Origin of the sequence: Pseudomonas sp. 39004 (genome assembly GCF_028682155.1) — a bacterium.
Lineage (GTDB): Bacteria > Pseudomonadota > Gammaproteobacteria > Pseudomonadales > Pseudomonadaceae > Aquipseudomonas > Aquipseudomonas capeferrum.
In genome coordinates this window covers 1-13142 of record NZ_JANIAG010000064.1, presented here as the reverse complement: position 1 = coordinate 13142, position 13142 = coordinate 1, and the positions used below count along the sequence as shown (strand labels likewise).

The 13142-nt window shown below is 65.5% G+C and carries 9 protein-coding genes; 1 reads left to right on the top strand and 8 read right to left on the bottom strand.

Translation table 11 applies throughout. The features are described 5' to 3' along the window. The first annotated feature begins 14 nt into the window (after positions 1–14). Positions 15–2816: a dermonecrotic toxin domain-containing protein gene (locus NP534_RS13300; protein ID WP_274098996.1), complete on the top strand. Its 2802-nt coding sequence runs from the start codon at positions 15–17 to the stop codon at positions 2814–2816. On the opposite strand, the gene NP534_RS13295 is transcribed toward NP534_RS13300, so the two are convergent. The 8 genes from NP534_RS13295 to glnE form a co-directional block, all read right to left on the bottom strand. Further along, positions 2777–4219, bottom strand: a complete 1443-nt coding sequence (locus NP534_RS13295; RefSeq protein ID WP_274098995.1) for a lipopolysaccharide kinase InaA family protein — start codon at positions 4217–4219, stop codon at positions 2777–2779. The two genes, NP534_RS13300 and NP534_RS13295, sit on opposite strands and share 40 nt — an antisense overlap. After that, positions 4219–4971 (bottom strand): lipopolysaccharide kinase InaA family protein, encoded by a 753-nt coding sequence (locus NP534_RS13290; protein ID WP_274098994.1) that lies wholly within the window; start codon positions 4969–4971, stop codon positions 4219–4221. Before NP534_RS13290 ends, NP534_RS13295 begins: the two co-directional genes overlap by 1 nt. Then, complete coding sequence (locus NP534_RS13285; RefSeq protein ID WP_274098993.1) at positions 4968–5702, bottom strand: lipopolysaccharide kinase InaA family protein; 735 nt, start codon at positions 5700–5702, stop codon at positions 4968–4970. Before NP534_RS13285 ends, NP534_RS13290 begins: the two co-directional genes overlap by 4 nt. After that, a complete protein-coding gene (gene rfaP / locus NP534_RS13280; RefSeq protein WP_186658562.1) occupies positions 5702–6508 on the bottom strand; it encodes a lipopolysaccharide core heptose(I) kinase RfaP in 807 nt (268 codons plus the stop codon). Before rfaP ends, NP534_RS13285 begins: the two co-directional genes overlap by 1 nt. Further along, a complete protein-coding gene (locus NP534_RS13275) occupies positions 6505–7629 on the bottom strand; it encodes a glycosyltransferase family 4 protein (protein ID WP_274098992.1) in 1125 nt (374 codons plus the stop codon). Before NP534_RS13275 ends, rfaP begins: the two co-directional genes overlap by 4 nt. Continuing rightward, positions 7629–8687 (bottom strand): lipopolysaccharide heptosyltransferase I, encoded by a 1059-nt coding sequence (gene waaC, locus NP534_RS13270; RefSeq protein WP_033703116.1) that lies wholly within the window; start codon positions 8685–8687, stop codon positions 7629–7631. Before waaC ends, NP534_RS13275 begins: the two co-directional genes overlap by 1 nt. Next, a complete protein-coding gene (waaF, locus tag NP534_RS13265; protein ID WP_274098991.1) occupies positions 8688–9737 on the bottom strand; it encodes a lipopolysaccharide heptosyltransferase II in 1050 nt (349 codons plus the stop codon). Between the two features lie 184 nt (positions 9738–9921). Further along, positions 9922–12855, bottom strand: a complete 2934-nt coding sequence (gene glnE, locus NP534_RS13260; RefSeq protein ID WP_033703118.1) for a bifunctional [glutamate--ammonia ligase]-adenylyl-L-tyrosine phosphorylase/[glutamate--ammonia-ligase] adenylyltransferase — start codon at positions 12853–12855, stop codon at positions 9922–9924. Between the last annotated feature and the right edge of the window lie 287 nt (positions 12856–13142).

Here is a 13142-nt window from a genome sequence, read left to right as displayed (position 1 = left end):
GAAAGGAGCGCAACATGCTACCGCTGGAACGCATCGAATTCCTCGACCAGCAGATCATCGCACTGCTGGCGCAACTACCGGCCGCCGACCGGCAACCGCTCAGCCGACAGCAACTGCAGGGCGAACTGTCGGAATACTGGGCCGCCTGCGACACCCAAGGCCGCTCGCGCAGGGTGCGCCTCGGCGACCTGCGCCGCGCCCTGATGCACGCCGAGCTGACACTGCGCCTGGCCGACGGGACCTTGCCCGCCCCCGAGGCCGACGCCCTCAGCCTGTGCCTCGACCTGCCCAACGCCTGGCAACGGAGGCCCCAGCCGGTGGCCACGCGTGCCCAGGTGTACCGCCTGGTCCTCAGCCGTAGCCAGCCCCACAGCCGCGCGGTGCTGCCGGGTATGTTCGTGGTCGTCACCGGCAACGACGAGGCTGCCGAGCTCACCCCAGAGCAGGCCCTGGGCCCGGCCTTGCTGTGCGGCCTGGCCCAGGGCATCGAGGCCTACGCCTCGCTGGCCGACTTGCACCTTGAGCTGTGCGAGCGCCTCGACGACCCACTGCAGGGCCCGCCACTGCTGCGCCTGCTGGTCGATGCCGAGCGTATCGACAACGCCGCCAAGGCCGACCGACTGCGCTACGAATGGTATGCCGATGACCCCGTGCAAGCTCAAGTCGACAGCCTGATCGAAGCGCAGCGCCTGCGTGTCAATCAGGCTTGGATAACCGCCCAGGGTGCCCCGGCACCGGCTGTGGATACGCTGCGCGACGCCCTTTCACTGGCGGCCGAAGTTGGCAAGCAAGCGTTGCTCGTCACCCGCTACGGCCTGCTACTGGAGAAAAACCTGCCCAACTGGTTGAGTACAGCAGGGCCACAGGCGCTCTCGCACATCATGCAGGCCATGCAACAACTGGTGGCGGCCGGCAATCGGATCGCCGCGCCAGGCATTCTTACCCTGGGGCAGTTCCGTCAGCAGGACAACCTGAAAGGCTGGGCCCGCGCGCGCGTCGAGGAACGCCTGCGCCACGATCATGCCCTGCTCTATGCCGCCGCCGACATCATGGTTCATGTCGTGCACAGCCTTCAGGCCGGCCCGCAGCTGAACCCCTTCAACCCATCAAGCTACGTCACCTGGCGAGGTTTCGAGCAGGTCGGCGGGCAGATGGTCGAGCTGGTCAGGGAAAGTTACCCCCTGCACGAGCTGGCACTGCGCAACCTGAACTGGTTCGACTACGACTATTGGCTTACCGCCCGGATAACCCACCGCTACGACAAGCCGTTACCCGAGGCGCTTAACCCCGCCTACATCAAGGCGATGATCAGGCACCTGAATGTCGGCGACAGCTATCATGCCTACCTGAAGACGCAATTGATCGATTCCCCGGTCGGGGGCTGGCGACGAAACGCCCATGCCCTGATCAACCGTGCCCGCATGCGCGCCGAGGCAGCCAAGGCGCGTTATGCCGGGCACTTTGGCCGCGACCAGGGCGAACTCGGCTACCGTTGGGTGCGTCAGGTGCTGGACTATCCGCACAACGCGCTACGCCCGCCGGTGGACGGGCAGCGCGTCACCGTGCGCCAACTGACGATTCATGGCCATACCCTGCAAGGGGTGTTGCTGATCAATGCCGCAGCCTCCGGTACCGGCGCGTTCGTCCTGTACACCCCCGATGCACCCGACCGCCGCGCCTGGCGCGGGCTGAGCAACGCGCGTGAACTGATGCGCTTGCTGCGCAGGCAACCCACCCTGCGTGCCTATGTGGCGAGCCGCCTGCCCCTGCTGGCGCCTGCGAGCATCGATCAGCTGCTGAACAAGGGCCGGCTCGGGCCTGCGCTGCGCACCCCAGCGATCGACGACGAGCTGTTTTACGCCTGCTACAGGGCCGAGGTACGCAGTTGGCTCGCACAGGTCGATGCCGACAGCCGTACCACCGGGGAAGCCGACCTGCAGCAGGGCACTGCCCTGGCCTGGCGCCTGCTCGACCTGATCAGCCTGGTACTGCCTGCCCGGGTGCAACTTCCGCTTGCGCTGGGGCGCATGGCCATCGAGATCTGGGATGGGGTGGATGCCTTTGGCCAAGATGACATCGACGGCGTGCTGACCCATACCTACAACGCCCTGAGCTACGCCAACGACGCCAGCACCAGCGTGGTCAGCAGCAGCCTGATGCGCCGGGTGATGCGTGGCATGCCGATGCAACCGCCATTGCCGCTACCCTCGCGTTACAGCATCACACCTGCACTCGAGAACCTGCGCTTCACCATTGAAGGTGTGCACGGCGAAAGCGTTTTCGAGAAAGCATCGGCATTCGAGGGGCTGGCCCTGTATTACATCCAGGACGCCCATGGCCGTTACTACAAGGTCTCGTTCGACGGCCATCGTTGGCGGGTCATCGACCCGACGCAACCCGATGCCTACTTGCAGCAGCCGGTCAAACGCCTCGCCAATGGCAACTGGGTCATCGACTCACCGGTGCTGTGGTACGACGGCCTGCCGGATCTTGTGCAGTTGCTGGCCGACTGCCGCCTGCAACCGCCGCTGGCGGGTGAGGCGGTGGATGCGCTGGCAGGGCTGTACCGAGCAGACGACCAGCTCTACCTGCAAACCGCTGCTGGGCAACTGCCGGTGCGGGCGCACCTGCTCGCCGGGCGCTACCACCTGCTGATCCCCCACGCCCAGCAAGCCAGCGTAGTGCCCTGGGCGATCCTGCGCTGGCAAGACCAAAAATGGCGCATCCGTGTGCGCCAGGCCGGGCGCAGCAGCGATTGGCTGGCGCTGCCCGAGGGCTACTCGGCGAGCCGTGGCAGCAACCGGTCGAGCCGCTGATGCAGGGCACTGCTACTCGGCCAGTTGCGCAGCAGCCGCGCCCGGTCACGGGCGTAGGCCGGGGCGAAGCTGAGCCCGGTGGCGTGCTGGCACATGGCGTCGAGGTCGATCAGCGACCATTGGCCGTTGTGCCAGAACAGGTTGTGGCCCTTGAAGTCGCCATGGCTGATGCGCTCGCGGATCAGTTGCTGCATCACCTTGACCAACGCATCGACCTGCTCTTCAGGCGCCTCGCCGTTTTCCACATAGGGCGCGAAGCACGCGGTCAGGTCCGGGCCATCGACATATTCGGTGACCAGGTACGCACGGCTGCGCAGGCCCATCACCCGTTGCTCCAGCACCGCCAACGGGCGAGGTGTGGCGATGTCGAGGAACTCCAGGCGGTGGCCTTCGATCCACGAGTGCCAGGCCCGGCTCGGGCGCCAGAAGCGCTTGAACCAGTGCGCGGTGTTCTTGATGTTGTAGCGCTTGAGCACCAGCGGGCGGCCATCGACGTCGATGCGAGCCACGCTGGCGGCGCCGCCGGTCTTGTACAGGTGGCCGTTGTCGATCAGCGCATCGGCCTGCGCCAGCACCGGCAACATCGCATCGACTTCACCACGGCGGATCGCCCGCAGGCCCGAAAGGCTGCGCTCGACACTGAACAGTGTGCACTCGCGGCCGGCCTTTTCCAGGTAGTCCTTCTGGCGCCAGTTGCGCACCTTGTCGATTTGTTTTTGCAGCGCTTCCATCGGCAACGCGTGCTCGGCATTGGCCAGCAGGTAATGCACCAGCAGCTCTTCGATGAACGGCTCCAGACGCTTGGGCAACTGGGCGAAGAACACTCCGAGGTTTTCCAGCACACGCGGGCGCGACAACTGCTGGCCCGGCGTCTCGGCCTTGATGCCCGCGCCATCGATCAGGTACAGCTTGGCGCCGTGGCGCAGCAGGTTGTCCAGGTGCAGGTCCTCCTGCCACAGGCCCTTGGCGTGCATTTGCGCCACCGCGGTCAGCGCTTCGCCCAGCACCAGGTGCTGTTCGTCGGCCAGTACCGGCAGGTGTTCCACGGCGGCCCAGGCATCGGCCAGGCTTTCTGCGCCATCGAGAAACTCGAACAACAGCCAGCCGCCCTCGCCTTCCTTCAAACCATCGGCCAGCAGTTTCGGCGTGGTCAGGCCTTGCTCGGCCAACAGCTTCACGCCGTGCAACTCGCGCTGGAAATGCCGCGCAGCGTTGCCCCCTACCAGCAGCTTGGCCAGCACCGGCGTGCCACGCCAGACACCGGCACCGACATAGCGCTGGCCGGGCAGTACGCGCAGCAGGCTGAACAATTGCAGGTCGGCGCTACCGGCGGCATCGGCCAGGGTGATACTCAAGGGCAATGCCGGGGTGCGCCCGGCAGCTTTCAGTTCAGACAAACGCATCAGCGGGCCTCTTTTTCACGACGGCGTTGCGTCAGCCGTTGCAGCCAGTTGTCGACCAGGGCGCTGTCCGCCGGCTGCGCCAGATAGGCCGCCAGCAACTGACGCACATCCGCCTCGCTCCAGGCACTGGCACGGCGCAGCAACGGCTCCAGGTCCTTGAGCCGGTCACGCCCGCCGAACAGCAGCGGCCGGGTCTTTTCCAGGTCGATCAGTTGCGCGTCCCAGCCCTCGCGGCGCTGGCGCAAGAAAATATGCTTGGGGTAAAAGCAGCCGTGTACCTGCCCGGCGCCGTGCAGCGTGCGCGCCAAATGGCCGCAGGCTTCAAGGATGCCTTTGCGTTCGGCGTCGCCCAGCTGCGGCCACTGGGCCAACAGGCTGTCCAGGTCGGCCCATTCGTCCAGCGCCCGGGTCATGAGGATTGCCCGGTGCTGGCCGGCCTGCTTGCGCTCGCCATAGAACACCGCCTGCAAAGCCGGGATGTGCAGCTTCTGGTAACGGCTGATATTGCGGAATTCGCGGGCGAAGGTCGGTTCGCCGAAGGGCCTGTGCAGGGTTCGGGTGAGGTAGTCGCTCTGGCGCTTGAGGTAGTACCCTTTGCCTTCGAGCTCCAGGCGGAACACGCTGCTCCAGCCCCCGCGCCCGGTGTTGGGCTCGTCCACGGCATCGAGCTGCAGCGCCCACAGCGCCTCGAAGTCGTTCAAGCCGTGGCGTTTGAGCAGCGCGAGGTCTGCGCTGGCCAGGTAATCGGTCATTCCCTTCCCTCGAAAAAGCTCAGCACCTGGCGGATCCGCTTCTTGTCGCGGGCATTGAGCCGGTCGCGACCGCGGTATTGCAGGTAGAAACGCAGGCGCTGGGTCGCCGACAGGTGGTATTTGGCGACCTTGTCCAGGCACGCCAGGTCTTTGATCATCCGGTGCCGCCACATGAAACCGCGCCAGAAGTCGCCGGTCGGGCAGTCGATGAAGAATAGCGTGCCCTGGTCGTCGACCAGCAAGTTGCGCCACTTCAGGTCGTTGTGGGCGAAACGGTGCTCGTGCATGACCCGAGTGTGGCGCGCCAGCTGTTGGCTGACACGCTCGACCCAGACCCGGTCAGCCAGGCGTGCATCATTGCGCTCGGCCAGCGCCGACAAGTCTTCGGTGCGCGGCAGTTCACGGGTGATCATCGCCCCCCGGCCAAACGCCAGGCCCTTGCGTTCCAGGCCCCAGGCGACCACTTCGGCGGTGGGGATGCCCCACTTGGCGAACTGCTTGAGGTTCTGCCATTCGGCCTTGATGCGCGGCCTGCCGAGGTAACGGCGCATGTGCTTGCCGGCGCCGGTGTAACGCTTGACGTAGTAATTGACGCCGTCACGCTCGATGCGCACCACCTCGCTGAGCGGGTCGCGGGTCAAGCGTTCGCCGTGGATGGCAAAGACGGCATCAAGGCTGCCGAAATCCGCCGCCAGGTGTTCGTAGCCGGGCGCCAGTGTCCAACCCGACATCAGAGTGCATCCCCATAACGTTGCTTGCGGTCATAGAGTTTCTGCGCCTTGCGTTCCAGCCAGGCAAGCAGCGCGGCCTCTTCGGCAAGCACCTGGCGCAGCGGGCGCTGGAAGTAGCCACGCAGAAAACGCAATTTGTCGCGACGGGTCAGGCCGATGTCCAGCGCCGAGAAATACAGCGCGGCCAGGTCCTTGTCACGCCAGCGGCGGCTGATGCTCGCCCGCGTCTGGGCACGGTGCAGGTCGATGACCGACAGCTTGAAGTCGTCTGCCGTCACCGGGCGGTCGGTGTGCAGCAGGAAGTGGCAGATGTAGCAGTCGCGGTGGTTGACCCCGGCGCGGTGCATGCCGCCGGTCATCTTCGCCACTTCGGCGATCAGCGCACGCTTGAGGCGTGGCTCGGGCGCCTGCCTGACCCAGTCGATGCTGAAGTCTTCCAGGCTGATGGTCGGCGCCAGCTCTTCGGTGACGATGAACGAGTGCTGGGTGGCCGGGTTGCTGCCGCGCTCGCCATAGGCGACTGCGGTCATGGTCGGCACACCGACCTCGTGCAGGCGCTGGATGGCTCGCCATTCCTGGCCGGCACCGAGCACCGGCAGCTTGGCGCTGAACAGGTTCTTGAAAATCTCGCCCCAACCGATGCCCCGGTGGATCTTGACGAAAAAGCCTTCGCCCTCGACCTCGGTGCGCAGTGTGCGGCGGCCTTCCAGCTCACGGTATACCTCGCCTTGCAGCGCCTCCACGGCCTCGAAGGCATCACGCCCGGCCCACAGGCGCTTGAAGGGTTCGGCCAGTATCAGCTTCATGCGGTCTCCTGCCCCAGGATCACGTCGGCAGCATGCTGCGGCATGCTGTACAGGTCGGCCGTATCGGCAAAGGCCAGGCCATTGCGCGACCAGTCGACGCGCGCCTGCGGGTCTTCGAGCATGCGTTGCAGGTAGCCATTGAGTTGTTCCTGCTCGAACGGCTCGTCCAGGACCAGGCCGCAGTCGGCCTCGGCAATGTAGTGGGCGTAGCCACACACCTTGGACACCAGCACCGGCAGGCCTGCCACCAGGGCTTCGAGCAGCACGGTGCCGGTGTTTTCGTTGTAGGCTGGGTGAATCAGCAGGTCGGCGCCCAGCAGGAAGCGCGGAATGTCGCTACGCCCCTTGAGGAACTGCACCTGGTCGCCCAAGCCGAGGGTGGCGCTTTGCAGCTGGAACACCTTGGGGTCGTCCTGGCCAATGACCATCAGGCGGGTGCGCTTGCGCAACGCCGACGGCAGTGCGGCCAAGGCCTTGAGGCTGCGGTCGACGCCCTTGGTCTTGAACCCCGAACCAATCTGCACCAGCAGCAGGTCGTCGTCCGCCAGGTTGAATTCCTTGCGGAACCCGGCGCGGATTTCGGCGGCGTTGGCCGGCGCGCGGCGGTCCTGGGAAATGCCCGGCGGCAGCAGGTGGAAGCGTTCTGCCGGGGTGCCGTAATGTTTGACGAACAGCGGCTGCTGCACCTCGGAGATCATCAGCACCTCGGTTTTCGCATCCTTGGCGAACACCGCCCGCTCGTACTCGGCAAAGTGCCGGTAGCGGCCCCAGCGCTTGTACAGGCCGCCGCGCAGGGTCTGGGCCTTGTCTTCGAAGCAGCCGTCGGCGGCGTAGTACACGTCCAGCCCTGGCATCTTGTTGAAGCCGATCAGGCGGTCGACCGGGCGCTTGGCAAGGTCGGCGGCCATCCAGGCGCTGAGCTTCTCGTTGCGCCGGTGGTTGAACAGCGCCTTGACCGGCGCCACCAGCACTTCGAAGCCCGGCGGAATATCACCTTCCCAGATCAGCGTGTACACGCGAATCTGATGGCCGCGCTTCTGGCATTCCAGGGCAATGCGCATGAAGTCGCGCTGCAGCCCGCCGAAGGGGAAATATTTGTAAAGCACGAAAGCCAGTTGCATCAACGAACATCCTCAGCCAGCAGCAACGCGCTCAAGCGGCTCGCCACATGCTCGGGATTCAGGCGAGTGAAGCACAGTGGCCACTCGCGTTTGAGATCGAACCGGCGCAGGTCATCGGCGCTCGGTTTGTAGGTGCACTTCTTCTGCAGGCAGGGCGCGCAGGGGAAATCGCTGGCCTGGTGAACCTGGGCGCGGCCATAGGCGCCGGTCAGGCCAGGGTTGGTCGGGCCAAACAGAGAAATGGTCGGCACGTCCAGCGCTGCGGCCAGGTGGCCCAGGCCGGTGTCCACGGCCACGCAGGCCTTGGCCGCAGCCAGCACGCGGGCGACGCCGACCAGGTTCAATTTGGGCAGTACCTGGCAGTTGTTCAAGCCCTGGGCGATACGCTCGGCGCGCGCCTTCTCGGCCGGGTTGCCCCAGGGCAGGCGCACTTGCAGCTTGCGCCGGCCCATGCGCTCGGCCAGTTCGCGCCAGTAGGCCTCGGGCCAATGCTTGGTGGCCCAGGTGGTACCGTGCAGGAATACCACGTAGGGGGCGGCTGGCGGCAATTGCAGGCGATCAAGGTCCAGGCCGTAGTTGCCGATGCCTTCCGGCAGGTCATAGGCCAGGGCCATGGCGAACAGTTGACGCACCCGCTCCACGGCGTGCTGGCCAACCGCGACCGACAGCGGCCGGTCATAGAAGCGGCTGGCCAGGCCTTCGCGGGCCGAGTAGCGGTCCAGCCCGGCCACCGGTGCCTTGACGTAGCGGGTCAGCCAGGCCGATTTGACCAGGCCCTGGGCATCGATCACCAGGTCGTACTTGCGCGCGCGAACGCGCTGCTTGAACGCCTTCCACTCGCCGCTCTTCAGGGTCTGCCAGAGATGCTTGCGCCAGCGCCGGATCGCCACCGGGATCACCTCGTCGACCGCAGGGTGCCAGCTGGGGATCTCGGCAAAGCCTTCTTCCACCACCCAGTCGAAACGAATGCCCGGTATGGCGTGGGCGGCATCGGTGATTGCCGGCAGGGTGTGGATCACATCCCCCAGCGACGAAGTCTTGATGATCAGTACCCGCACTTAGTCGACCTCGGCCACGGTATCGATCAGGTTCGGACCACCCAGGCTGTGCAAGGCGGCGATGACGCGCTGCGGTTCGAGCAGGCGCAGGCAGTTGTAGTGCCCGAAGCGGCAGGTACGGTCGAAACAAGGGCTGCATTCGATGCCGGTGCGCACCACTTCGACGTGCTCGGCCAGCGGCGGCGTGAAGCCCGGCGAGGTCGAGCCATAGACGGCGACCAGCGGGCGGTTCAGCGCGGCGGCCACGTGCATCAGCCCAGAGTCGTTGGACACCACCGAATCGGCGCAGGACATCAAATCGATGGCCTCGGCCAGCGAGGTTTCACCCGCCAGGTTGTACGATTCTTCACGCAGCCCCGGGATCAGCCGGTCGCGGATCTGCTCTCCGACCGGGTGATCGCTTTTCGAGCCGAACAGCCACACCTGCCAGCCCTGGCGGATCATGGCATCGGCCACGGCGGCGTAGTGCTCGGCCGGCCAGCGCTTGGCCTCGCCAAACTCAGCACCAGGGCACAACGCCAGCACCGGGCGGTCCAGCGCCAGGCCGAACTTGGCCAGGGCCAGGTCGCGGCTCTGCGCCTCGATCTGCAGGCTGGGGCGCGGGTAGGGTTGCGGCAGCTCGGCATCCGGCGCATAGGCCAGGGCCATGAAGCGCTCGATCATCAGTGGGTAGCGCGCCTTGTCCAGCTTGCGCACGTCGTTGAGCAGGCCGAAACGCATCTCGCCGCGCCAGCCGGTGCGTTTGGGGATACCGGCAAAAAACGGTACCAACGCCGATTTCAGCGAGTTGGGCAGCAGGATCGCCTGGTCGTACTGGCCGGCCAGGGACTTGCCGATGCGCCGCCGCGTGGCCAGCTCCAGCGCGCCGTGGCCGAGCGGGAAGCTCAAGGCCTGACGCACCTCGGGCATGCGTTCGAGGATCGGCCGGCTCCACTCGGGCGCCAGCACGTCGATCACGCAGTCGGGGTGCTGCTGTTTCAGGCACTGGAACAGGGTCTGCGCCATTACCATGTCGCCGACCCAGCTGGGGCCAATGATCAGTATTCTCATGCTTAGTCCAGAAACGCTCGGGGAGGCTGCAGGCTGCGGTACAGCCTGGCCTCCCCTCTTTATATTCAGGCTATGTGGCGGACAGTGTACCACCGGTGGTGGAACATGGGCCTCCAGGCCCCCGGAGCGGCCCTGCCGGGGCGCCGGACAGGTCGGAAAGGGCCGCCAAGCGGCCCCGGCAATCTCAACTCAGCCCAAGCTCGCCCCAGATACGCCGTACCTCACGACGCTCATCGGCAAACTGCGCCGCATCGATCACCCCGGCCTGCTTCTGCAAGGCCTGGCGGTGGGAGGCAGAACGGAACGCCTTGTACACCTCGCGCAACAGCACCGCGTCACTGGCCGGCATCAAGCCCGCCTGCTCCAGCTCTTCCAGAATGCGGATGTTATCGGTCCATCGAAGTATGGCCGGATGGTCAAAGGACCAGGCCAAAGCGGCGTATTGCACCATAAATTCGATATCGACGATACCGCCAGCATCCTGCTTGATATCGAACGCAACCCCGGCATCGAACGCATTCGCCGCCGTGCCAGCGGCAGTAGCCTTGGTGCCGAGATTGCCGCGCATCTTGGCGCGCATTTCACTGACTTCGGTGCGCAACTTCTCAAGGTCACGGGCCTGCCCCAACACCTTGGCGCGTACGCCTTCGAACGCTGCGCCCACCTGCTTGCAGCCGACCAGCACGCGGGCCCGCACCAGGGCCTGGTGCTCCCAGGTCCAGGCTTCGTTCTGCTGATAGCGCTCGAAGGCACCGAGCGAACTCACCAGCAGCCCCGAAGCGCCGGACGGGCGCAGGCGCATGTCCACGTCGTAGAGCTGCCCGGAGTTGGTCTGGGTGGTCAGCAGGTGGATGATGCGCTGGCCCAGGCGGGTGAAAAACTGCGCGCTGTCGATGGGCTTGTCGCCATCGGTTTCGGCCTGCGGATCACCGTCGTGGATGAACACCAGGTCCAGGTCCGAGCCATGGCCCAGCTCCAGGCCACCGACCTTGCCATAACCAATGATGATGAAACCCGGGTCGCACAGGCTGCCATCACTGCGCTTGGGCTGGCCGTGGCGGGCCACGGTCTGGCGCCAGGCCAGCGCCAGCACCTGGTCGAGGATGGCTTCGGCCAGCCAGGTCAGGTAATCACTGACTTTCATCAACGGCAGGTTGCCGCTGATTTCCGAGGCGGCCACGCGCAAGCTGTGGGCCAGCTTGAAGTGGCGCAGCGCCTCCATCTGCTGCTCCAGGTCGTCCTCGGGGATGCGCGTCAAACGTTCGCGCAGTTCGCTGGCCAGCTCCGGCGCCAGTGGCGGGCTGAACAGCCGGCCTTCGTTGAGCAGCTCGTCGAGCAGCAACGGGTAGCGGGCAATCTGTTCGGCGATCCACGGGCTCGCCGCGCACAGGGTCAACAGGCGGCGCAGGGCCCCCGGGTTTTCGGTGAGCAGCACCAGGTAGGCCGAACGCCGCGCGACCGCCTCGACCAGCGGCAGCACCCGCTCAAGCACCAGGTCAGGGTCTTGATGCTCGACGGCCTGGGCCAGCAGCCGTGGGATGAAGGCATCCAGGCGCTCGCGGCCAATGCGCTGCATCGACCGCAGTTGCGGGCTGGAGCGCAACCCGGCCAGGCGGCGCAAGGCATCTGCAGGCTGCTTGAAGCCGGCTTCTTCGAGCTGCCGGCAGGCGGCGTCTTCATCCTGCGCCTGCTCCCACAGCGGCGACCACTCGCCCCCCACCACCAGCTCACCCTCGCCGTCTTCGTCATCCGGGTCGGCGATCACCTGGCGGAAGTGCCAGTCGACACGGCCACGCCATTGCATCAACTGGTCATGGAAGCCCTGCCAGTCGGCGAAGCCAAGGATATAGGCCACACGCGCCTGGTCTGTCTCGCTGTCTGGCAGCATCTGGGTCTGGCGGTCGGCGATGGCCTGGATGGCGTGCTCGGTATAGCGCAGGAACTCGTAGCCTTCGCGCAGCTCGGCCACCACCGCCGGCGGCAGGTAACCTTGGCCTTCGAGGGTCGCCAGCACCTTGAGCAAGGGCCGTTGCTGCAGGCTCAGGTCACGCCCACCGTGGATCAGCTGGAAGGCCTGGGCGATGAATTCCACCTCGCGGATGCCGCCGGCACCCAGCTTGATGTTCTCGGACATGCCCTTGCGCCGCACCTCCTGCTGGATCAACTGCTTCATGGTGCGCAGGGCCTCGATGGCCGAGAAGTCCAGGTAACGGCGATAGACGAACGGGCGCAGCATTTCTTGCAACTGGGCGCCTGCCACCTGGTCACCGGCCACTACCCGGGCCTTGATCATGGCGTAGCGCTCCCAGTCACGGCCCTGGTCCTGGTAATACTGCTCCAGGGCATTGAAGCTCAGCACCAGCGAACCGGCCGAACCGTAGGGGCGCAGGCGCATGTCGACGCGGAACACGAAACCGTCGACGGTGACCGGGTCCAGGGCCTTGATCAGGCGCTGGCCCAGGCGGGTGAAAAACTCCTGGTTGTCCAGCGAGCGCTTGACCCCTTCGGTCTCGCCGCCCTCAGGGAAGGCGAAGATCAGGTCGATGTCCGACGACAGGTTCAGCTCTACCGCCCCCAGCTTGCCCATGCCCAGCACCACCATGTGCTGCGGCTGGCCGCTGCGGTGGCCGATGGGCGTGCCGAACTGCTGGCAATGGCGTGGGTACAACCATTGATAGGCTTCGTCGATGGCGGCGTCGGCAAGGTCGGAGAGGTCGCGGCAGGTTTCACCCAGTTCGGCCTGGCGGGTGATGTCGCGCCAGATGATGCGCACCTGCTGACGGTTGCGCTCGCGGCGCAGGTTACGCGCAAGCGCGTCTTCGCTTTGCGCGGCCTGGGCCACGGCAGCGACCTGCGCGCGCAATTCACCGGGCGCATAGCGCCGCTCGAGTTCCCCACTGGCCATCAGCGCAAACAGCATGGCCGGCTCGCGCTGGGCCTGGCCGAGGACGAAGTCGCTGGCGGCGGCAACCTGGTCGAACTGTTGCCGATGCGCCGGGCTCCAAGCGTTCAGGTCGAGTTCGGGGTGGCCAGCCACGGCATCGCTGAGGAACTGCTGATTACGAGCGACCAGCGGTTGCAGGGTGGCGGGCAGATCGAGCGGCAAAGGCAGGCGCATGGACTATCCTTGATCGGCGTGAAAGAGAGGGGTAAAGGCGGCCAAATGGAAGGCGGACCACGGTTGGACTGTCATACAAAAGTTGGAAATAGCTAAAAAAAACGAATCACTGGCAAAAAACATCAAGAATCACCCGTTCGCGACACACCGCCAACCAACATGAACGTTTTTCCCCACAAGCAGGGGTGCGACCAAAAGCCGCATTTCTGTAGTTTTACTACTACCCCGACTGTCTAAAAGCATGAAATGCGAATGCATTTGTAGTAAAACTACACGGCGCCGGATCA

What these genes read in the sequence shown, in the direction of transcription:
- NP534_RS13275 (WP_274098992.1), bottom strand. Translation starts at nt 7,629, where the DNA reads ATGCAACTGGCTTTCGTGCTTTACAAATATTTCCCCTTCGGCGGGCTG.
- NP534_RS13300 (WP_274098996.1), top strand. Translation starts at nt 15, where the DNA reads ATGCTACCGCTGGAACGCATCGAATTCCTCGACCAGCAGATCATCGCA.
- NP534_RS13290 (WP_274098994.1), bottom strand. Translation starts at nt 4,971, where the DNA reads ATGACCGATTACCTGGCCAGCGCAGACCTCGCGCTGCTCAAACGCCAC.
- NP534_RS13285 (WP_274098993.1), bottom strand. Translation starts at nt 5,702, where the DNA reads ATGTCGGGTTGGACACTGGCGCCCGGCTACGAACACCTGGCGGCGGAT.
- NP534_RS13295 (WP_274098995.1), bottom strand. Translation starts at nt 4,219, where the DNA reads ATGCGTTTGTCTGAACTGAAAGCTGCCGGGCGCACCCCGGCATTGCCC.
- glnE (WP_033703118.1), bottom strand. Translation starts at nt 12,855, where the DNA reads ATGCGCCTGCCTTTGCCGCTCGATCTGCCCGCCACCCTGCAACCGCTG.
- waaF (WP_274098991.1), bottom strand. Translation starts at nt 9,737, where the DNA reads ATGAGAATACTGATCATTGGCCCCAGCTGGGTCGGCGACATGGTAATG.
- rfaP (WP_186658562.1), bottom strand. Translation starts at nt 6,508, where the DNA reads ATGAAGCTGATACTGGCCGAACCCTTCAAGCGCCTGTGGGCCGGGCGT.